The organism is Frigoribacterium sp. NBH87 (genome assembly GCF_014217665.1).
Taxonomy (GTDB): domain Bacteria; phylum Actinomycetota; class Actinomycetes; order Actinomycetales; family Microbacteriaceae; genus Frigoribacterium; species Frigoribacterium endophyticum.
This window is the reverse complement of sequence record NZ_CP043650.1, coordinates 1,245,511-1,271,725: the sequence shown is the minus strand read 5'-3', so window position 1 is coordinate 1,271,725 and position 26,215 is coordinate 1,245,511. Positions and strand designations below refer to the sequence as shown.

25 protein-coding genes and 1 tRNA gene are annotated in these 26,215 nt (G+C 74.7%); 10 read left to right on the top strand and 16 right to left on the bottom strand.

What is annotated here, in order from left to right; translation table 11 throughout:
* Nucleotides 1-228: 228 nt before the first annotated feature.
* The 9 genes from allB to F1C15_RS05840 form a co-directional block, all read right to left on the bottom strand.
* A complete protein-coding gene (gene allB, locus F1C15_RS05880; protein WP_219731573.1) occupies nt 229-1,656 on the bottom strand; it encodes an allantoinase AllB in 1,428 nt (475 codons plus the stop codon).
* Nucleotides 1,649-2,425: a DUF1275 family protein gene (locus F1C15_RS05875; RefSeq protein WP_255465507.1), complete on the bottom strand. Its 777-nt coding sequence runs from the start codon at nt 2,423-2,425 to the stop codon at nt 1,649-1,651. The genes allB and F1C15_RS05875 overlap by 8 nt, the downstream gene beginning before the upstream one ends.
* Before the next feature lie 87 nt (nt 2,426-2,512).
* Nucleotides 2,513-3,109: a pyridoxamine 5'-phosphate oxidase family protein gene (locus tag F1C15_RS05870; protein ID WP_056056853.1), complete on the bottom strand. Its 597-nt coding sequence runs from the start codon at nt 3,107-3,109 to the stop codon at nt 2,513-2,515.
* Nucleotides 3,106-3,933 carry a creatininase family protein gene (locus F1C15_RS05865; protein WP_056056851.1) on the bottom strand — a complete coding sequence of 276 codons (828 nt, stop codon included), beginning with the start codon at nt 3,931-3,933 and terminating at the stop codon, nt 3,106-3,108. The genes F1C15_RS05870 and F1C15_RS05865 overlap by 4 nt, the downstream gene beginning before the upstream one ends.
* Nucleotides 3,930-5,360, bottom strand: coding sequence for an FAD-binding oxidoreductase (locus F1C15_RS05860; protein WP_185233543.1), 1,431 nt, complete (start codon nt 5,358-5,360; stop codon nt 3,930-3,932). Before F1C15_RS05860 ends, F1C15_RS05865 begins: the two co-directional genes overlap by 4 nt.
* 3 nt (nt 5,361-5,363) lie before the next feature.
* Complete coding sequence (locus F1C15_RS05855; RefSeq protein WP_185233542.1) at nt 5,364-6,545, bottom strand: ABC transporter substrate-binding protein; 1,182 nt, start codon at nt 6,543-6,545, stop codon at nt 5,364-5,366.
* Nucleotides 6,546-6,722: 177 nt separating this feature from the next.
* Nucleotides 6,723-7,607, bottom strand: a complete 885-nt coding sequence (locus tag F1C15_RS05850; protein WP_185233541.1) for an ABC transporter permease — start codon at nt 7,605-7,607, stop codon at nt 6,723-6,725.
* A complete protein-coding gene (locus tag F1C15_RS05845) occupies nt 7,607-8,389 on the bottom strand; it encodes an ABC transporter ATP-binding protein (protein WP_056058967.1) in 783 nt (260 codons plus the stop codon). Before F1C15_RS05845 ends, F1C15_RS05850 begins: the two co-directional genes overlap by 1 nt.
* Before the next feature lie 5 nt (nt 8,390-8,394).
* Nucleotides 8,395-9,669 (bottom strand): amidohydrolase family protein, encoded by a 1,275-nt coding sequence (locus F1C15_RS05840; protein WP_185233540.1) that lies wholly within the window; start codon nt 9,667-9,669, stop codon nt 8,395-8,397.
* A gap of 235 nt (nt 9,670-9,904) precedes the next feature.
* On the opposite strand from F1C15_RS05840, the gene F1C15_RS05835 reads away from it, so the two are divergent.
* On the top strand, nt 9,905-10,621 hold the full coding sequence (locus tag F1C15_RS05835; protein ID WP_255465506.1) for a helix-turn-helix domain-containing protein: 717 nt from the start codon (nt 9,905-9,907) through the stop codon (nt 10,619-10,621).
* Nucleotides 10,618-11,580, top strand: coding sequence for a PDR/VanB family oxidoreductase (locus F1C15_RS05830; protein WP_185233539.1), 963 nt, complete (start codon nt 10,618-10,620; stop codon nt 11,578-11,580). The genes F1C15_RS05835 and F1C15_RS05830 overlap by 4 nt, the downstream gene beginning before the upstream one ends.
* 394 nt (nt 11,581-11,974) lie before the next feature.
* On the opposite strand, the gene F1C15_RS05825 is transcribed toward F1C15_RS05830, so the two are convergent.
* The gene (locus F1C15_RS05825) at nt 11,975-13,483 is read right to left on the bottom strand and encodes an amidohydrolase family protein (protein ID WP_185233538.1); all 1,509 of its coding nucleotides are present in this window, start codon (nt 13,481-13,483) and stop codon (nt 11,975-11,977) included.
* Between the two features lie 93 nt (nt 13,484-13,576).
* Between F1C15_RS05825 and F1C15_RS05820 the strand changes: the two genes are divergently transcribed.
* On the top strand, nt 13,577-13,822 hold the full coding sequence (locus F1C15_RS05820) for a glutaredoxin domain-containing protein (RefSeq protein WP_056056842.1): 246 nt from the start codon (nt 13,577-13,579) through the stop codon (nt 13,820-13,822).
* A gap of 77 nt (nt 13,823-13,899) precedes the next feature.
* Here the strand turns inward: F1C15_RS05820 and F1C15_RS05815 are convergent, their stop codons facing one another.
* Both F1C15_RS05815 and F1C15_RS05810 read right to left on the bottom strand, forming a co-directional pair.
* Nucleotides 13,900-14,880 (bottom strand): epimerase, encoded by a 981-nt coding sequence (locus tag F1C15_RS05815; protein WP_185233530.1) that lies wholly within the window; start codon nt 14,878-14,880, stop codon nt 13,900-13,902.
* Entirely contained in the window at nt 14,877-15,563 is a 687-nt protein-coding gene (locus F1C15_RS05810; protein ID WP_255465504.1) for a DUF4166 domain-containing protein, read from the bottom strand. The genes F1C15_RS05815 and F1C15_RS05810 overlap by 4 nt, the downstream gene beginning before the upstream one ends.
* Before the next feature lie 39 nt (nt 15,564-15,602).
* Between F1C15_RS05810 and F1C15_RS05805 the strand changes: the two genes are divergently transcribed.
* Nucleotides 15,603-16,490 carry a sulfurtransferase gene (locus tag F1C15_RS05805; RefSeq protein ID WP_185233528.1) on the top strand — a complete coding sequence of 296 codons (888 nt, stop codon included), beginning with the start codon at nt 15,603-15,605 and terminating at the stop codon, nt 16,488-16,490.
* A 187-nt stretch (nt 16,491-16,677) separates the two neighbouring features.
* Here F1C15_RS05805 and F1C15_RS05800 read toward each other — a convergent pair whose 3' ends face one another.
* Nucleotides 16,678-17,076 carry a hypothetical protein gene (locus tag F1C15_RS05800; RefSeq protein ID WP_167260004.1) on the bottom strand — a complete coding sequence of 133 codons (399 nt, stop codon included), beginning with the start codon at nt 17,074-17,076 and terminating at the stop codon, nt 16,678-16,680.
* 327 nt (nt 17,077-17,403) lie between these two features.
* Here F1C15_RS05800 and F1C15_RS05795 point away from each other — a divergent pair, with 327 nt between their 5' ends.
* Both F1C15_RS05795 and F1C15_RS05790 read left to right on the top strand, forming a co-directional pair.
* Nucleotides 17,404-21,168 carry an AAA family ATPase gene (locus F1C15_RS05795; RefSeq protein ID WP_370543619.1) on the top strand — a complete coding sequence of 1,255 codons (3,765 nt, stop codon included), beginning with the start codon at nt 17,404-17,406 and terminating at the stop codon, nt 21,166-21,168.
* Between the two features lie 5 nt (nt 21,169-21,173).
* Nucleotides 21,174-21,404, top strand: a complete 231-nt coding sequence (locus tag F1C15_RS05790) for a hypothetical protein (RefSeq protein ID WP_056056832.1) — start codon at nt 21,174-21,176, stop codon at nt 21,402-21,404.
* A gap of 93 nt (nt 21,405-21,497) precedes the next feature.
* On the opposite strand, the gene mscL is transcribed toward F1C15_RS05790, so the two are convergent.
* From mscL to F1C15_RS05775, 3 genes are all read right to left on the bottom strand, one after another.
* Nucleotides 21,498-22,004, bottom strand: coding sequence for a large conductance mechanosensitive channel protein MscL (gene mscL, locus F1C15_RS05785; protein WP_185233526.1), 507 nt, complete (start codon nt 22,002-22,004; stop codon nt 21,498-21,500).
* Between the two features lie 65 nt (nt 22,005-22,069).
* Entirely contained in the window at nt 22,070-22,453 is a 384-nt protein-coding gene (locus F1C15_RS05780) for an FmdB family zinc ribbon protein (RefSeq protein WP_056056827.1), read from the bottom strand.
* A gap of 70 nt (nt 22,454-22,523) precedes the next feature.
* Nucleotides 22,524-23,102, bottom strand: a complete 579-nt coding sequence (locus F1C15_RS05775; protein ID WP_056056825.1) for a 5-formyltetrahydrofolate cyclo-ligase — start codon at nt 23,100-23,102, stop codon at nt 22,524-22,526.
* A 65-nt stretch (nt 23,103-23,167) separates the two neighbouring features.
* Here F1C15_RS05775 and galU point away from each other — a divergent pair, with 65 nt between their 5' ends.
* From galU to F1C15_RS05755, 4 genes are all read left to right on the top strand, one after another.
* A complete protein-coding gene (gene galU / locus F1C15_RS05770; RefSeq protein ID WP_056056823.1) occupies nt 23,168-24,064 on the top strand; it encodes a UTP--glucose-1-phosphate uridylyltransferase GalU in 897 nt (298 codons plus the stop codon).
* A 13-nt stretch (nt 24,065-24,077) separates the two neighbouring features.
* The gene (locus tag F1C15_RS05765) at nt 24,078-24,725 is read left to right on the top strand and encodes a GNAT family N-acetyltransferase (protein ID WP_056056821.1); all 648 of its coding nucleotides are present in this window, start codon (nt 24,078-24,080) and stop codon (nt 24,723-24,725) included.
* 88 nt (nt 24,726-24,813) lie between these two features.
* Nucleotides 24,814-25,890, top strand: a complete 1,077-nt coding sequence (locus tag F1C15_RS05760; protein ID WP_185233525.1) for a hypothetical protein — start codon at nt 24,814-24,816, stop codon at nt 25,888-25,890.
* Between the two features lie 66 nt (nt 25,891-25,956).
* Nucleotides 25,957-26,029 (top strand) — tRNA-Ala (locus F1C15_RS05755).
* Nucleotides 26,030-26,215 lie beyond the last annotated feature (186 nt).

Below are 26,215 nucleotides of genomic sequence, written 5' to 3'. Positions count from 1 at the left end.
CATACCGGAGAGTATCGGGGGCGCTACCATCGAGGTACCTGACGCACCCGAGACGCCAGGCCTGGTGCACCCGGAGCACCAGAGAGCGACGCGAGCGCGCGGCGCGGCACACCCCGACCTGCCCGAACAGGTCGCCCGTCGCGCGCTCGAGTCAGCACCCGTGCGGGCACCCGCGTCGCCACTGGCGCGCTGACAGCACCCCCAGCGCTCCCGCCGTGGCGCCCCGCCTCAGGGTCGGGTCAGCAACCGGGCCGGAGGCGCGGCGTCGGTCACGCGCACGCCCCCCACCCAGGTCGCGGCGACGAGCCCGACGAGCTCCGCGCCGTCGAAGGCCGACACCGGATTGCGGTGCGCGAGCGCCGTCACGTCGACGGTGAAGGGCTCCTCCGGCGCGAAGGCGACCAGGTCGGCCGCGGCCCCCACCGCGATGCGGCCCTTGGCCGGGGAGGCCGCGGAGCCGCGGCCGAGCCCGACGAGGTCGGCCGTGCCGCTGCTCATCCAGCCGAGCACGCGCTCGAGCGGGACGCCGCGCGCCCGCGCCCCCGACCAGACGGCCCGGAAGCTCAGCTCCAGCCCGGCGATGCCGCCCCAGGCGAGGCCGAAGTCGCCGTCGCCCGCGAACTTCAGCTCGGGCGTCGACGGCGAGTGGTCGGACGCGACGACGTCGATCGTGCCGTCGACGAGGGCGGCCCAGAGCAGCTCGCGGTTCGCCTCGTCACGGATGGGCGGGCAGCACTTGAACTGCGTGGCGCCGTCGGCGATCGAGCCGGCGTCGAAGGTGAGGTAGTGCGGGCAGGTCTCGACCGTGAGCCTCAGGCCCTCGGCCTTGGCCGCGCGGATGGTGTCGAGCGCGCCCGCCGACGAGAGGTGCAGCACGTGCGCGCGGCCGCCGGTCTCGCGCAGGGCCTCGACGACGTGCTCGATCGCGGTGGTCTCGACCACCTCGGGGCGGGAGCGCACGAAGTCGTCGTACACCGCGCCTCCGGCGGGCCCCTCGGGCAGACCGGCCGCCGCGGCGTCGAGCTCGCCCGGGTCCTCCGCGTGGACGATCAGCAGGCCGTCGAACGCCGCGAGTTCGCGGGCCGCCGCGTGCAGCTGCTCGGTCGTGAGGTGCGGGAACTCGTCGACCCCCGACGGCGACAGGAAGGCCTTGAAGCCGAAGACGCCGGCGTCGTGCAGGGCCCGGAGGTCGCCCGTGCCCAGGTTGCCCGGCACGGCGCCGCCCCAGAAGCCGACGTCGACGACGGACTGCGGCGCCGCGGACGCGCGCTTGAGCTGGAGGGCGGCGACGGTCGTGGTCGGCGGGACGCTGTTCAGCGGCATGTCGACGATCGTCGTGACGCCGCCGGCGGCCGCGGCCCGGGTGGCGGAGGCGAAGCCCTCCCACTCGGTGCGGCCCGGCTCGTTGACGTGCACGTGGCTGTCGACCACCCCGGGCATCAGCACCTGGTCGGCGGGCAGCGTGACGTCGGGGCCGCCCGGGCGCGCGGCGACGGCGTCGAGCGACCCGATCGCGACCACCACCCCGTCGCGGACGTGCACCGACGCGGCCCGCCAGGCGCCGTCGACGAGCACGCGCTCGGCCCGCACGACGAGGTCCCCGACGAGGTCCCCGGCGAGGTCCCCGGCGAGGTCGTCGGCGACCGCGTCAGCCACGGGGCGCCCCCTCGGCCCCGGCGGCGACCGCCTCGGCCGCCTTCACCCGCTCGCGCATCAGGTGCCCGGTCAGCGCGACGAGCAGCGTCAGGCCCCCGGCCGCGCCCATGCCGACGCCGATGTGCACCTGCAGCAGCAGGGCCCCGACGCCCGCGCCGACGAGGATCATCAACACCGCGAGCACGCGCCGCGGGAAGTTCTTGCCGTCGCCGCCGGCGAGCTTCGACTCCGACGCGAGCCCGACGATGGTCGAGGTGACGACGACGGTGGTCACGTCGGCCACCGCGATCCTGCGGGCGGCCGCGGCCTGGAGCCCCATGGCCGCGCCGAGCAGGCCGGTGATCGTGTAGGCCCAGGGCGACCCCTCCTCGGGCAGCACCCAGAAGCACGAGAGGCCGAGCACGAAGAGCACGCCGCCGGTGACCGAGAAGGCGATCGTGCTGCGGCCCGACCAGCCCTTCCGGCCGCCGCGCAGCAGCCGCCCGCCGCCCGCCGCGCCGACGAGGAACGCCACGAGGGCGACCACGGGGCCGACGATCGGCAGCCCGTCGGCCTGGGCGATCGCCATGCCGAGGATGACCACGTTGCCGGTCATGTTCGCCGTGAAGACGCGGTCGAGGCCGAGGTAGCCGACGGCGTCGATGATGCCGGTGGTGAAGGTCAGCGCGAGCATCATCACGAGGTGCATGCGGGCCTGGTCACGGCGGAGGCGCGTGACCGGGTTCCGGCTGGCGCGCTCGGGGGCGGGGGGTGCGGCGGTGTCGGTCACGGCGGTCCTTTCGTGGGGCGGTACGAGTCTGGCAGCCCCGCGGCGGGGCCCGGGCGAGCCCGGCTCAGCACCGCGGGGCGGGCCGGCTCACCCGGCGCGGTGGGAGTGGGCCCAGCCCCCGTCGCCGAGCACCCACTCCTCGCGACGGCTCGCGGTGTCGGGCGCGCTCGACCAGGCGGTCACGCGGGTGGGGCGCACGACGAAGCCGGCCCAGGTCGGGGGCGGCTCGAGGCCGGTGCCCCCCGCGGTGGCGACCCGCGCCTCCCTCTCGGCCTCGGCCGCGGCCCAGCGGGCGCGCCGCTCGGCGAGCGGGAGCGCGGCGAAGTCGTGGGTGTTGAGCCAGGCGAGCTGCTGCAGGTAGGGCGAGCGGGCGGCGTACGCCGCGGCCACGGCCGGGGGGTCGGCGGGCTCGGCCCGGCCCCGCACCACGAGCTGGTGCGTGAAGCCGGGCCAGAGCACGGTGACGGCGACCAGCGGGTTCGCCCGGATCTGGGCGACCTTGCGGCTGGTCGCGTCGGTGTGGAACGACAGCCCGTCGCGGGCCACCGACGAGAGCAGCACGGTGCGGGCGTCGGGGCCCCCGTCGGCGTCGACCGTCGACAGGGTCACCTGGGGGCGGTCGGGGTCGTCGTCGGGCGGCAGCCACGCCTCGAGCACGGCCCAGGCCTCGTCGGGCAGCCTCACGCGGCGGGCCCGCCCGGCGGCCGGTGCCGGAACCGCGCGATCTCGGCGAGCTGGGCCACCCCGTTCCGCACCGCCGTGGCGTGCAGCTCGGCGCCCCAGGCGGCGTTCGCCCCGCTGGCGTCGCCGACGACGCCGTCGGGCCCGAAGTCGTCGCTCGTCCAGCCGAAGTGCACCGGCCCGCCGTTGAAGCGCACGAACTCGGTGTCGAGCAGGTGGTCAGGGATCCACCGCCGGGCCTGGCCCATGTCGACGAGGTCGGGCCGGAGGTGCAGGATCATCGACGTCTCGCTGTGCCCGCCGTGCACGCCGAAGCCGTGCTCGTCGGGCCCGTTCACGCCGTCGCCCGCCACCATGCCGGTGCCCATCAGGAAGGTGCGGAGCCCGAAGCGCCGCCGCAGCTCGCGGAGGGCCACCTGCAGCAGCGCGATGTTGCCGCCGTGCCCGTTGTAGAAGACGAGGGTCCGGGCGGGCGTGGCCGCGACCGAGCGGCCGATGTCGACGACGGTCTGCAGCAGGGTCTCGGCCGTGAGCCAGACCGTGCCCGGGGCCCAGTGGTGCTCGTCCGACTTCGTGTAGGCGAGCGGGGGCAGCAGCCAGACGTCCTGCCCGCCGGCCGCCGCCTCCTCGACGACCGCCCGGCTGATCAGGTCGGCCATCAGCCAGTCGGTGGCGAGCGGCAGGTGCGGGCCGTGGTGCTCGATCGCGCCGGTGGGCAGCACCACGATGCTGTCCTCGCCGAGCGCGGCCGACAGGGCCGGCCCGCTCAGCTCGACGAGGTCGCGCGAGCGCGAGCGGACGCGGGGCCGGGGCCGCAGGTCGCTCACGAGACCTTCGCCCCGGTGTCGACGCCGACCGCGGCCGGCACTCCGTGGCCGCCCTTGACGCCCGGGTCGGGCCCGCCGACCGTCGCCGGGTCGACGAGCTTGCCGGGGTTGAGCAGCTCCTCGGGGTCGGTCGTCGCGGCCAGGGCGCGGGTGCGCTCGGGCTCGAAGTCCACGTACCACTGGTGCGGGTTGTGGTAGCCGACGCCGAGGGCACGGAGCTTCGCGAAGCCCGCGTACACCTCGGCGGCCGAGCGGTAGACGCCGGCGAGCATGCCGATCGGCCGCCCGTGCTGCGACTCGATGTGCAGCATGCCGCCCTCGTAGACCGCGTGCACCTCGTCGATGCGGTCGACCAGCGCGTCGCCCGAGACCTCGACGTGGAAGTACGTGTCGGGGTAGGCCTTCTGCAGCCACTCGATCGGGTGGTTGTACGACATCATGCTGATCTTCATGGCGGTCTGCGGGCCCTCCCGCACGTCCTCGACGCGGCCCCCCGCCTCCTCGACCATCCGGGTGGCCTCCTCGACGGTGGCGACGTCGAGGATGGCCCGCAGGCTGACGCGCCCGGCGGGGATGCCCGGGTCGTCGGGCAGCGCGTCGGCCAGGGTCGGCAGGTCGGCGCTGACGAGGCGGGGCGTCGGCTCGAGGGCCGCGAACGGGCGGATGAGCGACAGGGCCTGCTCGAAGCGGTCGAAGCTCGCGAAGAACCCGCGCCAGTCCTGCAGCGGCTCGAGCGCGACGGTCGCCCGGGCGATGACGCCGGCCGTGCCGTAGTTGTGGACGTACGGCTGCGCGTCGTCGCCCTCCACGTGCACGAGCCGGGCGTCGGGCACGGCGTGCACGACGTCGAGCGCCGTGACGAAGCCGGAGCTGTTCGAGCCGTGCTTGATCGACCCGGTGCCGCCGGAGCCGCCGGCGAGGAACCCGCCGATGGTGGACTGCGCGGTCGACGGGTACATCAGGATCTGCTGCCCGGTCTTCGCGGCGGCCTGCTCGAGGGCGACCATCGTCGCGCCGGCCTCGGCGGTGATCCAGCCGACCCCCACCTCGACGACGGCGCGCGCCCGGGTCAGGTCGAGCACGAGGCCGCCGGCCATCGGGATCGCCTGGCCGTAGTTGCCGGTGCCCTTGCCGCGGGGCGTCACGGGCACGCCGTGCCGCACGGCGGCCGCGACGACCGCCGCGACCTGCTCGGCGTCGGCGGGGTAGGCGACGAGGTCGGCGAGGCCGAGCGGCAGCTGCTCGCTGATCACCGGCGAGAGGCGCGAGCCGTCGAGGCTCGCCCTCTCACGGGCGGCGAGCTCGACCGAGACCCCGCGGTCGCCGAGCAGCTCGCGCAGCTCGGCCTCGAGGGCGGCGGTGGCGGAGGCGGTGGTGCCTGTGCCGGTGGTGCCGCCGGCACCGGTGGCGGTCCGCGTGTCGGGCACGGCTCAGAACCCCAGGCTGATCGAGTCGTCGAGGAACTCGTTCGTGTAGAGGTCGCTCGGGGCGAGGCCCTCCTTCAGCGTCGAGCCCTGCGCCTCGAAGATCTCGGTGTCGAGGTCGATGATCTTCTGCATCCGCTCCTCGTCCATGTCGCCGACGTAGCCGTTGTCGCCGTCGGTCGCGATGCCGAGCGCCTTCATCTGCTTCACGGCGTACGCGGCGACGTCGGCGTCGTAGACCCAGCCGGTGTCGTACTGCTCGACCAGGTCGACGATCTTCTCGTTCGTGGCCTCGGGCGAGGCGAAGTAGTCGACGTCGGCCTGCTGCAGCACCGGCACGAGCTTCTCCAGGCAGGGGCTGAGCTCCTCGAGGTCGCCCGTCTTGACGGCCATGGCCTCGGGGTAGATCGGGTAGCCGGTGTCGTTGATCAGCTGGTACTCGAGCGGCTTGCCCCAGGCCGAGACCTGGTTCTCGTAGACGAACGGCTCGGCCGTGGCGAAGCCCTGCTGGGCGTCCTTCCCCTGCGACACGACGAACTTCGACGGGGTGCCGTCGTAGCTGCCGTCGGTGACGCCCTCGGGGAGGATGTCGTTGCCGATCAGGTAGTCCATGTAGGCGGCGCCGGAGAAGTACCGCACGACGCCGTCGTCCTTCGCCAGCTCCTCCCCGAGCTCCTCGATCGTCGTCACGTCGGGGTAGGTCTCCGGGTCCCACATGATCATCTGCGGCGAGATGTCGTTCTCGGCGAAGACCGCCGTGGTCGGCAGGTCGGCCGAGTTCTGCACGGCGACGTCGGTGGTGACGTAGCCCATGGTGATGTCGTCGTCCTGGTACATCTGCGAGGTGACGGTGTTGAAGCCGATCGCCGGGCCGCCGGCCCGGATCTCCACCTTGACGCCGGTCGGCTGGCCGCCGGCCATGAGGTCGCTCGTCACCGTCTTCTGGTCGGCGTCGACGGTGTAGTCGTCGCTGAGCAGCTGGTACGCGTGGCCGTGCTCGGCCTCCGGGTTCCAGTCGGTCTGGATCACGACGGTCGCGGGGCAGACGCCCGAGAGGTCGACGCCCGAGCCGCTCGCGGCGGCCTGGGGCGCGGCGTCGTCGGAGGGCCCGGCGGAGCAGGCCGAGAGGGCGGCGGCCGTCACGACGACGAGTCCGAGGGCCGTGAGGGTGCGGGAGGTGCGGGGCATGGGGTTCTCCTGTCAGGGGGTGGAGCAGGGGAGCGGGCAGAGCGGTGCTGTGCTGTGGGCGGAACGGTGAGGGGAGGTGTGGGAGGGGACTTGCTGAGGGGAAGAGAGAGGGAGGCAGGGGGAGCGCCGGAGGCGCGGGCCGACCGGGCGGTCCGCCGCGGCCGTGTCGGTGGCCGGCTAGTTCGCCGTGAACCACTTGCCCGTCGCGACCCGGCCGAGCCAGCCGAACGCCACGAAGACCACGACGCCGAGGACGCTCGCGACGACGATCGCGGCGAACATCTCGGCGCCGTTGAGCCGCTGGTTCATCACCGAGATCAGGACGCCGAGGCCGCCGTCGCCGCGCTGGAAGAACTGGTCGGCGACGATCGCGCCGATCACCGAGAGCCCGGCCGAGTTGCGGAGGCCGATGAAGATCGACGGCAGCGCGGCGGGGAACCGCAGCTTGGTCAGCAGGGTGAGGCGCGAGGCGCCCTGCAGCTGGAAGAGCTCGCGCTGGCCCTTGTCGACCGACTGCAGGCCGAACAGGGTGTTCGACACCATCGGGAAGAGGGCGAACATGACCGTGACGATGATGCGCGACGGCATCTCGTAGCCGAAGAGCGACCCGATCAGCGGCACGAGCGCCAGGATCGGGATGCACTGCAGCACGACCGCGTACGGGAAGAGCGCGCTCTCGATCCAGCGCGCCTGCACCATGAGCACCGCCCAGGCGACCCCGATCACGATGGCGATCGCCAGGCCGATCACCGCGATCAGCGTCGTGTTGCCGAGCGCCTCGAGCAGGTCGGGGCGGAAGTCTGCGTCGAGCAGGACGGCGTTGAGCACGAGGTGCGGGTACGGCACCAGGAAGGGCAGCCCGCGCACCCGGTCGTAGTAGAGCGCGATCAGGTAGCCGACGCCGATCAGCGCCACGAAGACGACGATCGGCAGCACGACGTCGCGCGTCCGCGCCGCGCGGGGCGTCAGGGCCCGGCGCGGGGCGCGGGGGCCGGTCAGCCGGGGCTGCGCGGCGGGCGCCGTGCTCGGCTCGGCGGGGGAGACCCGGGTGTCGATCGCCATCAGCGGTGCCCTTCTCGGAGTGCGTGCGAGACCTCGCCGACCAGCTCGGCGAACTCGGGGGTGAAGCGGATGTCGGGGTCGCGGGGCATCGGGAACGGCACGTCGAACTCGCCGACGATGCCGCCGGGCCGGCCCGACATGACGATGACGCGCGTGGAGAGGTAGACGGCCTCGGAGACCGAGTGCGTGATGAAGAGGCCGGCGAACGACTTCTCGACGAAGAGCCGCAGCAGCTCGTCGTTGAGGCGCTCGCGGGTGATCTCGTCGAGGGCGCCGAACGGCTCGTCGAAGAGGAACAGCTCGGGGTCGAGGGTCAGCGACCGGGCGAGCGAGGCGCGCATCTTCATGCCGCCCGAGAGCTCCTTCGGCAGCGACGTCTCGAAGCCCGACAGGCCGACGAGGTCGATGGCCTCGGCGGCGGCGCGGCGCCGGTCGGCCTTCGAGGCCCCGTTCAGCTCGGCGAGCAGCTCGACGTTGTCGCGGACGTTCCGCCACGGCAGCAGGGTCGCGTCCTGGAAGACGTAGCCGATGCGGTCGGTGTCGACCTCGGCCCGCCCCGCCGAGGCGCTCTCCAGGCCGGAGGCGATCCGCAGCAGGGTCGACTTGCCGCAGCCCGAGGGCCCGACGACCGTGACGAACTCGCCGCGGTCGACGGTGAGGTCGACGCCCTCGAGCGCGACCGTGCCGTTCGGGAACCGCATGGCGACGTCGCGGAAGTCGAGCAGCGTGCCGACGGTCGTCGGCGCCGGAGCGCTCGGGCGGGGGGTGGCGGTGGTGGTCATGCGGGTCACCTGGTCTCCGTGAGGGTGCGGTCGGTGGGGGCGGCGCTCCGGGCGCGCTCGGCGGCGGGGGCGGCGACGTGCCGCGTGACGACGCTCTCGGCGACGACGCGGCCGGCGTGCAGCACGGTGCGGTCGGCGGGCGCCGAGGCCACGGCCTCCGCCAGCGAGGAGGCGCGGATCGCCAGCAGGTCCGCCCGCGCCCCCGCCACGGCTCCGGCCACGGGCAGGCCCATGACCGACCGCGCCCCGTCGCTCACCGCGTGCCAGGCCTCGTCGATCGTCAGGTGGCCGGCGACGACGAGCAGCATCGCCGTCTCGAGGGCGTCGCTCCGGCCGAGGGGGTTGAAGGGGTCGCGCACGTTGTCGGCGCCGGCCGCCAGCCGCACCCCGGCGTCGAGCAGCTCGCGCACGGCGGTGAGGCCGCGGGGCGTGGCGACCGGCGACTCCCACCCCTGCAGGTAGAGGTTCGTGAGCGGGTTCGCGATCACGCCGACGTCGGCACGGCGGACCGCCTCGACCACCTCGTCGCGCTGGGCGGCGGGCATGCTGCCGAGGCGCACGCAGTGGCCGGCCGAGACCGGCGTCGTCCAGCCCTCCACGCGGCGTGCGAGGGCGAGAAGGGTGTCGGGGCCGTGCAGGCTCTCGTCGGTGTGCAGGTCGACGCCGACCCCGCGGCGCTCGGCGATGTCGAGCAGGCGGTGCAGGTCGCGCTCGGGCTCGCGGGAGAGGTGCGGGGCGCCGCCGACGAGGTCGACGCCGAGGTCGAGGACGGCCTCGACGTCGCGGTCGGGGCTGTCCTGCGAGGCGAGGGCGACGATCTCGACGTCGACGAGGTCACGCAGCTCGTCGCGCACCCGCACCAGCGCCTCCGCCCCGCGCGTGGCCTCGGCTCCGAGCAGCACGTCGACGTGGGTGCGCACCGCGGTGGTGCCCTGGGCCAGCATCGCGAGCAGCTGGCGGCGGGCGCGGTCGGCCACGTCGTCGACGGTCATCGTCGCGGCGTGCACGCGCCAGGAGGCGATGGCGAGCTCGAGGTCGCCCATCGGCGGCCGGATCGCGTCCCAGGAGAGCGCCTTGTCGAGGTGGGCGTGCGGCTCGGCGGGGGCGGTGAGCAGCAGGTGGCCGGCGAGGTCGAGGGTCTCGGCCTCGGGGGCCCGCGCCGCCGTGCCCGCCGGGACCACCGCCTCCACCGTGTCGCCGGCCAGGACGACGTCGACCACCGAGCCGTCGGGCAGGGTGGCCGCGGTCAGCAGCGAGATCGGGCGGGGGAGTCGGCTCACGGGTCGTCCTCGGGTCTGTCGGCCGGTGGCCCCTCGGGGGGAGGGCCGGTCGGTGCAGGGTGCAGAATGTTGATCGCATCAACATGGTTCAATCTAAGGACGGCTCGTTTCGGGCACGTGACGCGGCCGTTTCGCCGTGTTAATTGCGGGCCGGGCCGTCCGACCGCCGTGGTAGACCTCGTCTGTCCACCCGATCCAGGAGGCTCCCGTCACGTCCCTCGACGACCTCGACACCGTGGCTCCCGCCGCCGAGTCGGCAGCGACCCCGGCGCCGGCATCGGCCCCGGGGCCCGCCGCGCCCGCCACGGTGCCCGCCGCGCCCGCCGCGCCCGCCGCACCCGCCGCGGTGACCGCCGCGCCCGCCGCCGCGCCCGCCGCCGCGCCCGTCGACCCGCAGGCGCTCGCCGTGGGCTCGCGCATCCGGCGGCTGCGCCGGGCCCGGGGCCTCACCCTCGTGCAGCTCGCCGGCGAGGCCGAGCTGTCGCACCCCTTCCTCAGCCAGCTCGAGCGCGGGCTCGCCCGGCCGAGCCTCGTCTCGCTCGAGCGCATCGCCCGGGCGCTCGGCACGAGCCAGGTCGAGATCCTCGCCGCCGTCGACGACGACCGCCCCGGCGACCAGCCCGGCGTCGTGCACGTCGCCGCGGCCGAGGGCTCGACCGGGCGCTACGGCCAGGCCTCGGCGCGGCTGCTGACGCACGGCGACCGTGCCTTCCACCCGATGGAGATGACCGGCTACAACCGCGACCCGGGCGACTTCTTCGAGCACACGGAGGACGAGTTCGTCCACGTGCTCGCCGGTCGCCTGCGCGTGGAGCTCGGCGACGAGGGCGTGCACGTGCTCGGCCCCGGCGACTCCCTCTACTACGTCGGGGGCACCGCCCACCGCTGGGCCGCCGTCGACGACGACGGCTACCGCCTGTTCGTCGTCAAGCAGAGACCGGAGACCCTGTGACCGCCCCCACCCGACTGCCCGACACCGCCCTCGACGTCGTCGTGACGGCCCGCACCCGCTCCGCCGACCGGGTCGAGCTCTTCGAGTTCGCGGCGCCCGACGGCCGCCCCCTGCCGCGCTGGCAGCCCGGGGCCCACGTCGACGTGGCCCTGCCCGGCGGCGAGGTGCGGCAGTACTCGCTCTGCGGCGACCCCGACGCGCCCACCTGGCGGGTCGGCGTGCTGCGTGAGACGGACGGACGAGGAGGCTCGGCCTGGCTGCACGACTCCCTGGCCGTCGGTGACGCGGTGCGGCTGGCCGGGCCCCGCAACCACTTCGAGTTCGAGCCCCGTCGCGGCACCTCGTACGTGTTCGTCGCGGGCGGCATCGGCGTCACGCCGATCTCGGCGATGGCGCGCGCGGCGGCACGTGCGGGCGTCGAGTACGTGATGCACTACGCCGGCCGCAGCCGCGCCTCCCTCGCCCTGCTCGAGGAGCTGGCCGAGCTGCACGGCGACCGGCTGCACGTGCACGCCGCCGACGAGGGCGACCGGCTCGACGTCGACGCCCTCTTCGCCGGGATGGCCGCGTTCACGACGACCTACTGCTGCGGGCCCGAGAGGCTGGTCTCGGCCGTGGAGGCGGCCGGTGCCGGGCGGCAGGTCGTCGTCGAGCGCTTCGAGGCGAAGGAGGTCGGCGAGCCGGTGCGGCACGAGTCGTTCGAGGTCGAGCTCGCCGCCTCGGGCCTGACGGTCACGGTGCCGCCCGACCGCTCGGTGCTCGACGTCGTCGAGGAGGCCGGCGTGCTGGTGCTGTCGAGCTGCCGCGAGGGCACCTGCGGCACCTGCGAGACGCCCGTGCTCGAGGGCGAGGTGGACCACCGCGACTCGATCCTGACGCCCGACGAGCAGGCCGCCGGCGACCGCATGTTCCCCTGCGTCTCGCGGGCCGCGTGCCCCCGGCTGGTGCTCGACCTCTAGCGCCCGCGCGCCCCGCCCCTCCCGTCCCGGCTCGCCTCGCGCCTCCCGTCCCGCGCCTCCCGTCCCGACTCGACCCGCGCCTCCCGCCCCGCGCCTCCCGTCCCGACTCGACCCGCGCCTCCCGCCCCGCGCCTCCCGTCCCGACTCGACCCGCGCCTCCCCTCGCGCCCGCAAATGCCGACCAGGCGTCCGGCACGCGTGGCTCAGCTCCTGCAGATGCCGACCGATCGGGCCCCAGAGAGGCTCTGGTGACGGGTATTCCATGCGCCAGAGGCGCCTCGGTCGGCAATTGCGGGTGGGGGAGTCGCGTCGGACGGGCGCAGGTCGGGTTCTGCAGTCAGGGTGGCCAGGGGCCAGGGGCCAGGGGCCAGCGGTCAGGGCGGCCGGTGGCCGGCTAGCGGCCGACGCGCTCGCGGAGGGCCGCGACCAGCTCGTGCTCATCGGCCCCGAGGAGGCGCCCGTCACGCACCACAGGGCGGCCCGCCACGAGCACGTGGCGCGGACGCCGCCCCGGGCTCGCCCAGAGCAGCCCCGCGACCGGGTCGGCGACCCCGGCGTCCGCGACCCCCGAGACGTCCCAGAGGCAGAGGTCGGCCGCCGCGCCCGGCCGGAGGTGGCCGAGCTCGGGGCGGCCCAGCCCGGCGGCCGAGCCGGAGGTGGCGAGCCCGAGCGCGTCCCGGGCCGTCAGTGTCAGCGTCGGCGACGAGGCAGCACCCCCGGCGCCCTCCCCGTCCTCGGCACCCCCAGCGCCCGCAGCACCCCCGGCGCCCGCCGGCCGCGGCGCCAGCGGCGCGACCTGCACCGCGAGCCGCGCGTCCGCCAGCAGGTGCCCCGCGTCGTTGCTCCCGCCGCCGCTCGTGCCGAGCCCGACGACCACCCCCGCCGCGCGCAGCGCCGCGACCGGCGCCACGCCCCAGCCCATCGGCAGGTCGCACCCCGGGGCGTGCGTCGCGGTGACCCCGGCCGCCGCCAGCCGTGCCACCTCGCCCGCGTCGACCGCGCAGAGGTGGGCGATCGTGACGTCGTCGGCGAGCCAGCCCCACTCGTCGAGCAGGTCGAGCGGGCGACGCCCCCAGCGTTCGAGGGCGATCGCGACGTCGACCTGCTCGTTCGCCTGGGTGCGCCTCCTCAGCCCGTGGCGGGCCGCGACCTCGGCCAGCAGCTCGAAGGTCTCGCGCCCGTCGCTGTGCACGCCGGCCGGCCCGACGGCGAGCTGGAGCATCCCGTCGGCGCTCACCCCGCCCCGCGGCACCGGCCCCTCCGCCCCGAGCAGCCCCTGCACGATCGCCTCGGCCGACGCCGCGGCGCGCTGCGGGTCGTCGCGCGCCGAGCCCCGCACGAAGACGAGCCGCCCGCCGAGCCCCCGGGCCGTCTCCGTGATGCTCCGGGCGATCGCGACGGTGTCGGCCACGGCGGCGTCGACCGCGGCCCCGCTGAGGGCGGCCCTGCCGGCCACACCCCGGCCGATGCCGGGCGCGGCGGGCCAGTTGAGCTGGTGGTCCGCGACGGTCGTCACGCCCGCGAGCAGCCCCTCGGCGACCCCGACGGCCGTGGTCGCCGCGACGAGCGACGGGTCGATCACGGCCGAGCCGTACGCCGCGGCCATCGCGGGCAGCCACTCGGCCATCGGCACGTGGCGCGTGCCGGGCAGCGTGCGGAACCCGCTCTGCAGCAGGTGGTGGTGCGCGTTGACGAGCCCCGGCGTGACGACGCACCCGCCGGCGTCGAGGACGTCGTGCCCGCCGCGCAGCGCGTCCTCGCCCGGGGGCGCCACCACGACGCCGTCCCGCACCCAGAGGCTGTCGGCGGTCTCGGTCGACTCGTCGACGACGACGCGCACGGCGCCGCGGACCTCGAGGAGGCGGCCGGGCAGCAGGGAGGTCGGCAGGGGCGTCGTGGGCATGCGAGATTCCTAGCAGCGCCGTGTGTCGGGCGCGTTTCCGCCCCGTGCGAACAGGGGGAGTCGCCCCCACGCTCCGCAGATAGGCTCGCCCGCATGAGCGACCAGACCCCCGACCGCATCCTCATGTTCGGCGCCGACTGGTGCCGCGACTGCCGCCGCTCGAAGGCGCTGCTCGACCGCGAGGGCGTGGAGTACGACTACGTCGACGTCGAGGCCGTGGAGGACGGCGCCGACCGGGCGTACGCGATCAGCGGTCGCACGCAGATCCCGGTCGTGGTCTTCCCCGACGGCAGCCACCTCGTCGAGCCCACCGACCCCGAGCTCGCCGCGAAGCTCTAGGCGCAGGCAGTAGGCGCGGGCCCAGGCGCAGCCGCAGGCAGGAGGCGGGCGCCCTGGCCCCCGGGTCGCGGGCGGAGCTACCCGCGGCCGCCGATCCGCTGCCGCCGCTCGGCGACGACGCCCTTGACCGCCTCGTCGAGGTGCGGGTGGGTGAACTCGTAGCCACCCTCGACCAGGCGCTCCGGCAGCACCCACCGGCTCTTCAGCACGAGCTCCGTCTCCGTGCGCAGCACGGCCGTGCCGAGCTCGAGCATCCACCGCGTCGCCGGCAGGCCGACGGGCATCCCCACCGCACGACGGACGATGCCCATCATCGTGCGGTTGTCGGTCGGGTTCGGCGACGAGAGGTTCACGACCCCGTCGACCTCCTCGTGCTCGCGCAGCCACTCGATGCTGCCGAGCACGTCGTCGACGTGGATCCAGCTGAACTTCTGGCGCCCGCCGCCGGCGCCCTCGCGGTGGTGCGTGCCGGCCGCGAGCCGCGCCCGCGTCGCGGGCCACGGGCCGTCGAGCTGCGGGCCGCCGAGGCCGGCGCGCGCCAGCCCCATCAGCGGCACCAGCGCGCTGCCGTCGCCGAGCACGATGGCCATCCGCAGCGCGACCCGACGGGTCGCGGGCAGGTCGGGCGCGAAGAACTCGCGCTCCCAGGCCGTCGCCACGTCGACCGAGAAGCCGGTGCCGATCTGCCCGGTCGACTCGGTCATCGGGCGGTCCTCGGCGTGGCGGTAGATCGTCGCGGTCGACGAGTTGAACCAGACGGCGGGAGGCGCGGTGCACGCGAGCACCGCCTCCGCCAGCTCCCGCGTGGTCTCGACCCGTGACCGGAGGATCTCGGCGCGGTTCTCCGGCCCGTAGCGGCAGTCGACGCTCTTGCCGGCCAGGTTCACGAGCACGTCGGCGCCCTCGAGCAGGGCCGTGATGCCCGCGGTGTCGCCCCAGCTCGCGTCGGAGCCGGAGCGCCCGACGGTGCTCACGCGGGCGCCGCGCGCGCGGTACGCGGCGGCGAGGTGCTGGCCGATGAAGCCGGAGGCCCCGGCGAGGACGACGTGCTCGGTCATGGTGTTGTTCCCCCTGGGTGGCGGTCGGCCGCCGCGGCGCGGGGCTCGATCCGGTAGTCGAAGTGTCCGGAGTACTCGTAGATCCGCCCGACGACCGGGGCGTCGAGCGTCAGCGAGACGCGCTGGCGCCCGGCCGCCGGGTCGAAGGCCTCGTGCAGCGTCACGCGCGGCGAGACCGCCCGGGGCAGCGGGAGGTGCCGGCGACCGACGCGCAGGGCGAGCGCCCCCGACGTGAGCACGAGCCCGCCGTCGACGACGGCCACGGCGAGGTCGGCCGACCCGCGGCGTCGCGTGCCCAGGTGGTCGACGAGGCCGCCCGGCCCCGCGGTGATCGCGTCGACCATGCTCCGGTGCGAGTCGGGGTCGTCCGAGAACGCGAACGTGCGCACCGCGCCCACCACGACGTCGCCGGCGGGGTCGACGCCGGGGGTGTTCACGACGCCGAAGGGCACGTCGTGCTGCCAGACGGGGAAGAGCACGCCCTGCCGGCCGAGCACGGCGAGCACCGGCCAGAGCCAGCGCCGGGGGGTGCCCACGCGGTCGAAGACGCCGTGGCCGACGCCGACCGAGCCGGCCGGGATCGCCGCGAAGTACGGGCGGAGTCGCGGGTGCAGCCCGTCGAGCAGGTCACCGGCCACGGACTCCCACGGCGACGGGGGCGGGGTGGTCGGGGCGACGGACACGTGCCGAGCCTAGGGGCACGGCGTGGGTAGCCTCGGCGCATGGAGACCACCGTGCACCCCCTCGTGACCGCGGCCGAGCTGGAGCGCGAGCTCCGGGGCCCGCGTGCCCCGCGACTCCTCGACGTCCGGTGGCGGCTCGACCGCCCCGACGGCCGCGACGACCACCGTGCCGGTCACCTGCCGGGGGCGGTCTACGTCGACCTCGACTCGGAGCTCGCGGGCCACGGGGCCGCCATCGACGGGCGGCACCCTCTGCCCGGCACGGCGGACCTGCAGGCGTCGGCGCGACGGTGGGGGCTCGGCCGGGGCGACGCCGTCGTCGTCTACGACGACCTGGGCGGGCTCTCCGCGGCGCGGGCCTGGTGGCTGCTGCGCGTCTCGGGGGTGGCCGACGTGCGCCTGCTCGACGGCGGGCTGGCGGCCTGGCGCACCGCGGGCCTGCCCGTGGAGCAGGGCGAGGTGACGCCCGTGCCCGGCGACGTGGTGCTCGAGCCGATCGGGGCGGGGCGCGACGGCCTCGGCGTCGTCGACACGGAGGAGGCCGGGGAGTGGCCGGAGCACGGCGCGCTCGTCGACAGCCGCGCCGCCGAGCGCTTCCGCGGCGACGTCGAGCCGGTCGACCCGCGGGCGGGGCACGTGCCCGGTGCGCTGAGCGTGCCGACGGCCGGCAACCTCGGGCCCGACGGGACGTTCCTCGAGCCGGCGGCCCTCGCGGCGCGCTACCGGGAGGCGGGCGTCGACCTCGAGGGCGACGTGGCCGTGTACTGCGGCTCGGGCGTGACCGCGGCGCACGCGGCCCTGGCGCTCACCCTGGCGGGGGCCCGCCCGGCGCTCTGGCCGGGGTCGTGGAGCGCCTGGTCGTCCGACCCGGCGCGGCCCGTGGCGGTCGGCGACCCGAGCGACGCCCCTGACGACCGACGCCCCTGACGACCGACGCCGCTGACGTCGAGGCGCGTCGCGCCGTTTGACATGCGACATTTCAGCTGTCACACTGGATCCATCAGCACGGCCGCCGGTGAGCCTCCTCCCCCCTCGGAGGCCCGGCGGCCGCGCTGACCTGCTGTGTCGGCTGACCTGCTGTGCCGGCCGACCTGCTGTGCCAGCCGACTCGCCGCTAGTCGGCGACGATGACGGCGATGGCGCGCTTCAGGGCCTCGCGGTCGGCGCGCAGCTGCGCGACCTCGGCCTCGAGCTCGCTGATGCGGTCGCTCGTCGCGGCGCTGCCCGAGCCCGGGGGGCGGCCCCGGCGGGGCGCGGCCACGGCGGCGGCGGCCTCCTCGAGGCTCTCGTCGGCCTCGGCGGCCTCCGCCGCGACCTCGGGCTCGACGGGCGCCGGGGCGTTGGCCTTCTCGTGGGCCCGGATCCAGCCGCGCAGCGACTGCTCGCCGACCTCGAACTCCTCGGCCGTCTCGCGGATGATCGAGCGGTTGCCCGGCTCGGCCTCGCGCCGCTCCAGCACTCGGGCGAGCGACTTCTCGCGGGTCTCGTCGGTGTACTTCTGCTCGAAGGGCATGGGGGCTCCAGTGTGCGATGTCGTGATGATGGTGTCTTCGTCACCGTGCGCGGGAGCCGGTGATGTGTAGACGGTGCTGCATCCATGTAGATCGTCACCGAGTTGTCCACAGGGCGGTGCGGGATGTACCGCGAACGCATGTTGTCGAGCATGATGCGCGAAGCATCGTCATGTACTGCGGGTGTCGCGCAGCACGACGAGCGTGCTGCGCGATGTCGTCGAGCTGCCGGACGGGTGTCGCTCGCCGTGCCCTCGACGGGGGTCGGGGTGCCTGACCGTCCGCCCGTCCTCCCCGACATGTCGGGCAAAGCAGCTTAAGGTGGCCGTGTGTGGCGACCCGACAGACAGCATGACGACGGCGACGACGGGACCAGTCCTGTCGTCGCCCCGACGAGTGCGCCCGGGGTCGTGGCCCCCGGCGCCCTGAGCCTCGGCAGGCCGGGCCTCGAGGTCGGCAACGCCGCGGAGCCGATCCGCGAGGGCTGGCGGCGGACGCTCTCGAGCGTCGGCGGATCGTCGACCCTCCTGCACTTCGGCGACGAGCAGCGGGCGCGCATCGAGCTCAGCACGACGCACCCCGGCGGCCTCGCGCAGTTCATCACCGGCAAGACCACCCTGCTCTCGAGCCTCATCCGCGACGACCTCGCCCTGCGCACGGCGCGCGTCGCCGCGGGCGAGATCGCGGCGAAGGGGCTCGAGCTCGCGACGGTCCGCGGCATCGACGCCGTCCACCTCGCCATCGGCATGGCCGCCTGGTCGTTCGCCGGCGAGGACTTCCGGGCCCCCGTCCTGCTCCGCCCGCTGGCGATCCGCCGTCACGGCCGCGACTTCGAGGTCCGCCTGCTCGGCGAGCCCGTGCTGAACCCCGCGCTCGCCGACGCCCTGCACGACCAGTTCGACATCTCGCTCGACGCCGACGCCTTCGTGGCGCTGGCCGGCCGCGACGGGTCGTTCACGCCGAACCCCGTGATCGACCGCCTCCGCGGCCTCACCGCCCACCTCGACTGGTTCACCGTGCAGCCCCGGCTCGTGGTCTCGACCTTCGCCGAGGTCTCGACCGAGATGGCCCTCGACGCCCGCCAGCTCGACCACCCGGTGCTCGACGCCCTCGCCGGCAACCCGATGGCGCTCCGCCAGGTCGAGGAGGCGTACCGCCCGACGACCGCGACGCCGCAGGACGAGCGCAGCCCCGAGACCGACACCCTGCTGCTCGACGCCGACCCCGAGCAGGAGAACGTCGTGGCGCAGATCGCGGCCGGCAACTCGGTCGTCGTCAAGACGCTGCCCGGCACCGGCGGCACCCAGACCATCGTCAACGCCGTCGGCCGGCTCGTCTCGCAGAACAAGCGCGTGCTGGTCGTCAGCCCCCGCCGGGCGACGCTCCGCGGCATCACCGCCCGCCTCGCCGACATCGGGCTGCCGGGCGTCGCGGTCGCGCCGACGACCCTGCGGCGCGACGTCATCCGCGCCATCGCCCGCGACGAGAAGGCCACCCACCCGCAGATGGGCGAGGTCGACGACGCCCTCGTGCGCCTGCGGAAGGTCCTGGTCGACTACCGCGGCGCGCTGAGCCGCCGCGACCCCGAGCTCCGCGTCTCGGTGCTCGACTGCCTCACCGAGCTCAGCCGCCTCGCCCTCCTGCCCGCCGCCCCGGCCACGACCGCCCGCCTCAGCCGCCGCAGCGTCGAGGCGATGGTCGAGGGCCGTCGCCGGGTCGCCGAGACCATGGTCAACGCCGCCAACCTCGGCGAGTTCCGCTACGGCCCCGGCGACTCGCCCTGGTACGGCTCCCGGTTCACCGACTCCTTCGGGGCCGGCGACGCGCACCAGCTGGCGAAGTCGCTGCACCACCGCGACCTGCCCCGGCTGCTCGAGCGCGCCGACGAGGTCATCGGCAGCACGCGGATGCGCCCCTACGAGTCGGTCGCGGAGCTGGGCGTCTACCTGCGCCTCCTCACGGAGATCCGCGACACCCTCGACAAGTTCCTGCCCGTGGTCTTCGACCGCTCGGTGGCCGAGCTCGTCGCGGCGACGGCCCCGAAGCGCGACGCGCCCGACATGTCGAGCGCCAACCGCCGCCGCCTCAAGAAGCTCGCGAAGGAGTACGTGCGGCCCGGCGTGCACATCGCCGACCTGCACAGCGCCCTGCAGCGCATCCAGCAGCAGCGGATCATGTGGCAGCGCTACGTCGCCGCGGGCACGCCGCCCGAGGTGCCGACCGGCATCGCCGACGCACACGTGCTGCACCAGCAGGTCTCGCACGACCTCGAGCGCCTCGACGGTCCGCTCGGCCTCGCCGGCGACGAGGGCCTGACCCAGATCGGCGTCGTCGAGCTGCGTCAGCGCCTCGAGGCCCTGGCCGCCGAGAGCGACGTGCTGCAGAACCTGCAGGAGCGCACCGAGCTGATGACGACGCTCCGCGACCTCGAGCTCACGCCGCTCATCACCGACCTCGCCGAGCGCCACGTGCCCGAGCAGCAGGTCGCCGCCGAGCTCGAGCTGGCCTGGTGGCGCTCGGCGCTCGAGTCACTGCTCGAGGCCGACCGGGCCCTGCTGGGCGCGAACACGGCGATGCTCGACCGCCTCGAGGCCGACTTCCGCCTCGTCGACGAGGCGCACGCCGCCGGCAGCGCCCAGCTGCTCGGGTGGCAGCTCGCCGAGAACTGGAAGATCGGCCTCGTCGACTGGCCCGAGGAGGCCTCGGCGCTGAAGATGCTGCTGCGCCAGCGGCACGTCACCGCGCGCCTGCTGCACGACGCGGCGCCGCACCTGTCGCGCGCGGTCGCGCCGGTGTGGCTCGCCTCGCCCTACGAGGTGCACACGATCGCCGACACGGTGCCCTTCGACACCGTCGTGCTGGTCGACGCGGGCGCCACGACCATCGCCGAGAACGTCGGCGCGATCCGCCGCGGCAAGCAGACCGTCGCGTTCGGCGACCCGGTCACGCAGACCCCCTCCGAGTTCGACGTCGCCGTGACCCCGGGCAAGCAGCCGCCCCGCCACGACGACTCCGAGCTCGACGCCCTGCACGCCGACAGCGCCCTCGCACGGCTGTCGACCCTGCTGCCGACGCTGTCGCTGACCCGCAGCTACCGGGCCGGCGGAGAAGACCTCGCCGAGCTCGTCAACCGCCGGTTCTACGGCGGCCGCATCGAGTCGCTGCCGTGGGCCGGCAGCTTCCTCGGGCACGGCAGCATCGCGCTCGACTACGTCTCGGGCGGCACCGCGGTGCCCGACCCCGAGTCGGGCGCGGTCGAGAGCGTCGACGCCGAGGTCGACCGGGTCGTCTCGCTCGTGCTCGAGCACGCGCGCACGCGCCCCTCCGAGTCGCTGATGGTCATCACGGCCAGCGCCAAGCACGCCGTGCGCGTGCAGCAGGCCGTGCTCACCGCCGTGTCGGGCCACAAGGACCTCACGGAGTTCGTCGTCGGCGACCGGAGCGAGCCGTTCATGGTGGCGACGCTCGAGCAGGCCGTCGCGCAGAGCCGCGACCACGTCGTCTTCTCGATCGGCTACGGGCGCACCCCGCACGGCCGCGTGCTCAGCGACTTCGGGCCGCTCGGCCAGCCCGGCGGCGAGCGGCTGCTCGCCGTCGCGATGACCCGTGCCCGACGCTCGATGGTCATCGTGACCTGCTTCCAGCCCGCCGACATCGACGGCGGACGGATGGGCCACGGCACGATCGCGCTCTCCGAGATCCTCACCGAGGTGCAGGCGCGCACCGCCGCCGAGCACGTGCCCGACGACTCCGACCCGATGCTCGTCGACCTCGCCCGCCGCCTCGAGGCGCGCGGCATCCCCGTCGCCCTCGGCCACCGCGGCAAGCTCGGCCTCGTCGCCGCGCACGACGGCGTCTGCGTGACGATCGAGACCGACACCACCCTGTCGCGCACCAGCCTCCGCGAGTCGTTGCGGGCCCGCCCCGAGACGCTCCGCCGCCTCGGCTGGCACTACGTGCGCGTGCACGCGTTCCAGCTCTTCACCGACCCCGACTCGGTCGCGCAGCGCGTGGCCGAGGTGCTCGGCATCGACTCCGCCCGCACGCAGGAAGTGCCGAGCGTGCCCGCACGCCAGCACGTCAACCGCGGCTGAGCGCCGTGAGCGACCGCGAGGCCCCCGCCGGAGGCGCGGTGCCGGCCGACGAGGCCGGCCCCGCCCTCGAGGCGGTCGCGGGGGCACCGCTCGTGGTGCGGCGTCGGGGCGGGCGCCGGGTCACCACCGACCCCGTTCCCGGGAGCGATCCGACCCCCGCCCCCGCGCCTCCGGACCGCTCCTCGGGCGAGAACGACCGCCAGCTGCGCGACGACGTGCCGCCGCACTGGGGCTGAGGCGCGGCTGCTGACGGCCCCGTGACGCCCGCACGCGACGACGCCCCCGACCGGTCTGGTCGGGGGCGTCGTCGCGCCGGGGGAGGAGGGGCGTCAGCGGCTGCCGAGCGGCCCGTTGCCCTCGCCGACGACCGGGACGGAGCCGGTCGGGGCCGCGTGGCTGCCGTGCGACGCGCCGGCGCCCGCGGGCGTCACGGTCTGGCGCAGCAGGTCGCGGATCTCGCTGAGCAGCTCGACGTCCGTCGGCGGCACGTCGACCGGGGTCGGCTCGGAGGCCTGCTGCTTCGCGAAGGTCCGCTTGAGCAGGTTGTTGACCGGCAGCACGAGCACGAAGTACACGACGGCGGCGATCACGACGAAGTTGATCAGCGCCCCGATCACCGCGCCGAACCGGAGCTCGGCGGTGTCGCCGGAGACGGTCGGGATCGAGACGACGAGGGCGTCGTCGAGCATGGACGCGTTGAACGCCGCACCGATCAGGGGGTTGAAGACGTTCGTGACCAGCGAGGTCACAATGGCGGTGAACGCGGCGCCGATGACGACCGCGACCGCGAGGTCGATGACGTTGCCGCGGAGGATGAACTCCTTGAATCCCTTCACGGGATGCTCCTTCGGTCGGTGGTCGGAACGGTCGTCCCGGGGGACCACCTAACCACGGGCCCGGGTCAGGAGGCGGTGGTCGAGCCCCCGGAGGAGCCCGACGACCCGCTCGACGACGTGCCCGACCCGCTCGACGACGACGCGCCTCCGGAGCCGGACGACGACGACCCGCCCTTGTCGGACGACGACGAGCCGCCCTTGTCGGAGGACGAGGTCGAGCTGGTCTTCTCGGCGGAGCCGGACGAGCTGCCGCTGCCGCCCTTCGCGCCCGAGCTGCGCGAGTCGGTGCGGTAGAAGCCCGAGCCGTTGAAGGTCACGCCGACCGGGCTGAACACCTTGCGGAGCACGCCGGAGCAGACGGGGCACACGGTGAGGCTGTCGTCGGTGAACGACTGGACGACGTCGAAGGCGTTGCCGCACTCGGTGCAGCGGTACGAGTAGGTGGGCACGGATTCCTCACGGTGCGACGGAGACGGGGCGGCGGGCACCCGGGCCCGGCCCGGCGCGGGGAGGCGCGGGTCAGAACTCGTGGATGCCGGAGGGGGTGACGACGCCGTCGACGGCCTGGTCGTGCCGCTCGCGCGGCACCGACTCGACGTACTCGGAGTCGAACACCACAGCATAGACCGGGGGGCGCTTCTCCATCGATCCGAGGGTCTTGTCGAAGTAGCCGCGGCCCCAGCCCATGCGCATGCCCTCGCGGTCGATGCAGGCGGCGGGCACGACGATCAGGTCGACGTCGTTGATGGCCATCGGGCTGAGCACCTCGCCGACCGGCTCGGGCAGGCCGAAGAGGCCGGTGGTCTCGGACTCGCCGTCGCCCACGGCCCAGTCGAGCAGGCCGTCGGGGCGGGAGACGGGGAACAGCACGCGGACGTCGTGCGCGAAGGCCCAGTTCAGGAAGGGGCGGGTGTCGGGCTCGTCGGGGGCCGAGAGGTAGGCCGAGACGGAGCGGGCGGAGAGGCCCGTGGCGAGGTCGACGAGGTGCCGGGTGAGGGCCGCGCTGGCCTCCTCGCGCTCCGCGCTGGTGCGGTTCCGGCGGCGCTGTCGCAGCTCGGCTCGCAGGGCTCGCTTGGCGTCGCCGACCTCGTCCGTCATGTCCCCCATCGTACGGTCGCAGATGTGCCCCCCGCGAGAGGGCCGCGCCCTATACGCTGACCGGCATGGGCTTCACGATCTCGAAAGCAGTCATTCCCGCCGCGGGCCTCGGAACTCGGTTCCTGCCCGCCACCAAAGCCATGCCTAAGGAGATGCTCCCCGTCGTCGACAAGCCGGCGATCCAGTACGTCGTCGAGGAGGCCGTCTCGGCCGGCCTGACCGACGTGCTGATGATCACCGGCCGCAACAAGAACGCGCTCGAGAACCACTTCGACCACGTCTCCGAGCTGGAGGAGACCCTGCGCAAGAAGGGCGACCACGACAAGCTCGCCAAGGTCAACCAGAGCACCGACCTCGCCGACATGCACTACGTGCGCCAGGGCGACCCGCTCGGCCTGGGGCACGCCGTGCTCCGCGCCAAGATGCACGTCGGGCGCGAGCCCTTCGCCGTGCTGCTCGGCGACGACATCATCGACGCCCGCGACCCGCTCCTGACCCGCATGATCGAGGTCCAGGGCACGAAGAACGCGACCGTCGTCGCCCTCCTCGAGGTCGACCCGTCGCAGACCCACCTCTACGGCATCGCCACGGTCGAGGAGACCGCGGAGGACGACGTCGTGAAGATCACCGGCCTGGTCGAGAAGCCCGCCCAGGGCGAGGCGCCCAGCAACCTGGCCATCATCGGCCGCTACGTCATCCGCCCCGAGGTCTTCGACGTGCTCGAGAAGCAGGAGCCGGGCAAGGGCGGCGAGATCCAGCTGACCGACGCGCTGATGAAGATGGCCAGCGCCGAGGAGTGGACGGGCGGCGTCTACGGCGTCGTCTTCCGCGGCCGCCGCTACGACACCGGCGACAAGCTCGACTACATCAAGGCGATCGTCCAGCTCGCCTCCGACCGTGACGACATCGGCGGCGAGCTCCGCCCGTGGCTCCAGGAGTTCACCGCGGGTCTCGAGAAGTAAAGAGACCCATCGCGTGACGACCATCCCCACGCTGACGGAGGGGCGGACCACCATCCGGCCCCTCCGTCTGCGTGACACCCGTGACCTCGACGCGGCGCTCTCGGAGAACCGCTCCTGGCTCCGCCAGTGGGAGGCCACGAACCCGTCGGGCTTCACCAGCCACGACGTGCGGGGCAGCATCCGCTCCCTGCAGATCAACGCCCGGGCCGGCCTCGGCCTGCCCTTCGCGATCGAGCTCGACGGGCGCTTCGTCGGGCAGCTCAACGTCAGCGGCATCGCCTACGGGTCGCTCGGCTCGGCCACCATCGGCTACTGGGTCACCCAGTCCGCCGCCGGCCACGGCGTGACGCCCACCGCCGTGGCCCTGGCCACCGACCACTGCTTCGGCAGCCTCGGGCTGCACCGGATGGAGATCTGCATCCGCCCCGAGAACGGCCCGAGCCTCCGCGTCGTCGAGAAGCTCGGCTTCCGCTACGAGGGGCTGCGGCGCCGGTACATCCACATCAACGGCATGTGGCGCGACCACTTCTGCTTCGCGCTCGTGGCCGACGAGGTGCCCGGCGGCGTCCTCCGTCGATGGCGGGAGGGGCTCGTGCCGCCCGGGCAGGGCAGCGTCCCGCCGGAGGCGCTGGCCGAGTCCGCCCGCAGCCTGCCCTGGTAGCCGACCCGCGACTCCTCGGGGCAGATCCGCACCGACACACCTGCGCGGTGCGCCCCCGCGGCGCGTCGTCGCTCATACCCTCGTGACCATGGGACTCGAGTCGTGGGGCGGTGGCGTCGTGCTGGCGCTCGTCGCCGTGCTCTGGCTCGTCTACCTCGTGCCCACCTGGCACCGGCGCCAGGAGTACCTCGCCACCGAGCGCAACGCCGTGCGCCTCCAGCAGACCCTGCGGATCCTCGCCCAGACGGCCGAGCTGCCCGAGGAGGTGCGCATCGAGGCGAACGCCCGGTCCGTCGCCGACGCGCAGCGCATCCTCCGCCAGGAGGAGGGCAAGCGGGAGGCGCTGCGCCGCGCCCACGAGGCCGCCCGCCAGCGCGCGCTGACCCGGGAGCTCGCCGCGGCCGCCCCGGTGCTCCGGGCCGCCGACCACGACCCCGCCCTCGCCGCGCGTCGCCTGCGCCGCTCACGGCTCGTCTCGACCCTCGTGCTCGTGGCGTCGGGCCTGGCCGTCGTCGTGGGCGTCGCCTCGTTCGCGAGCGCCTGGCTGCTCGCCGTCGCGGGCCTCGTCTTCGGGGCCGGCTCGGTCGCCGTGCTCTCGCAGCTCGCCGCCGTCTCGCGCGCACGGGCCCGTCGTCAGCGGGTCGTCGCGCCCGCCGGCGAGGCGCAGCCGCTGCGCGACTTCTCCGACGGATTCACGTCGGCGCCCGCCGAGGACGCCGCGCCCGCCTCGCGATCGTGGACGCCCGTGGCCGTGCCGGCGCCGCTGTACCTGCGCCGGGGGCGCCAGCGGCCCGCCGCTGCCGCTGCTCCGCCCGCGCCCGCCGCCGCCGGCCCTGCCGCGGAGCTGCGCTCGGAGTCGGAGCGCTCCGTCCGAGCCCTGCGCGACGCCCAGCGCGCCCAGCACGACGCCCTCCGCGAGGCAGCCCGGGCCGAGGGCGCCCTCAGCGCGGCCCGCACGACCGACGCGGGGTCGGCCGCCGCGGCCGCCCGCACCGAGCGCGCCCGCCGCGCCGTCGCCGACGCCCGCGCCGCGGAGGCCGCCGCCCCCTCACCCGCACCGACCCCGACGGCCCCGAGCCGCTTCGCCCGCATGGGCATCATCGACGACCTCGGCGAGTCGACCTTCCGCGTCGACGAGGCCCTGCAGCGCCGCCGCGCCGTCTGACGCGCCGCCGCTCCGCCCGATTCACGGACCACGCCACGGTGGTGCTATCGTTGCAGAGCAGTTTCCGGGGCTATGGCGCAGTTGGTAGCGCGTCTCGTTCGCAATGAGAAGGTCAGGGGTTCGAATCCCCTTAGCTCCACGGAATGCAGAAAGGCCCGCCTCTGGCGGGCCTTTCTGCATTCCGTTCCTCTTGTCAGAACAACTGAAGGGCCGCTTCGCGGCCTTCCTGGCGGGTGCACTACGTGGTGGACGGGTGGCGGGGCCGCTGTGCGGCCTTCCTGGCGGGTGGGGACGTGCTGGGCAGGGGGCGGGGCGCTTCGCGGTG